Annotated in this window: 1 protein-coding gene; it reads left to right on the forward strand. The window is 45.5% G+C overall.

The annotated features are described in order from the left end of the window. The coding region (locus tag B3O33_RS05420; protein ID WP_414673273.1) for a ribulose bisphosphate carboxylase small subunit at positions 1–377 on the forward strand (377 nt) is incomplete at its 5' end. Positions 378–571: the final 194 nt, after the last annotated feature.

Consider the following 571-nt stretch of genomic DNA (forward strand, 5'->3'; position numbering starts at 1 on the left):
CATTATTTGAGGAAATGACAATGAGTGAAATGCAAGATTACGCTTCAAGCCTTGCCGATGCATCAAGCCGTAAGTTTGAAACCTTCTCATATTTGCCGGAAATGGATGCTGCACGTATCCGTAAACAGGTTGAATACATCGTCAGTAAAGGCTGGAACCCTGCAGTAGAACACACTGAACCAGAAAATGCATTTGGTCACTACTGGTATATGTGGAAACTGCCTTTATTCGGGGAAACCGATGTGGATCGCATTCTGGCTGAAGCCGAAGCCTGCCACAAAGCACATCCGAAAAACCATGTGCGTTTGGTGGGTTATGATAATTATGCTCAATCTAAAGGCGCAGAAATGGTCGTGTTCCGCGGTCAGTCGGTATAACATCAAATCGAATCAGTCCCTGACCACAGTGTCAGGGGCTTTTTCAAATACGTACCACCAAACTTTCCAACGAATACCCTGAGGTTACTGCGATGAGCGAGAAAATTGCTGAACAGTATAAAGTCAAAACAGAACCTTTTTACCGTCCGGTCAGTAATGAAGTGGAGCTGTATCAAGCCGCTTACGCGCGCCGT

Source organism: Methylophaga sp. UBA1464 (assembly GCF_002325665.1).
Taxonomy (GTDB): Bacteria; Pseudomonadota; Gammaproteobacteria; order Nitrosococcales; family Methylophagaceae; genus Methylophaga.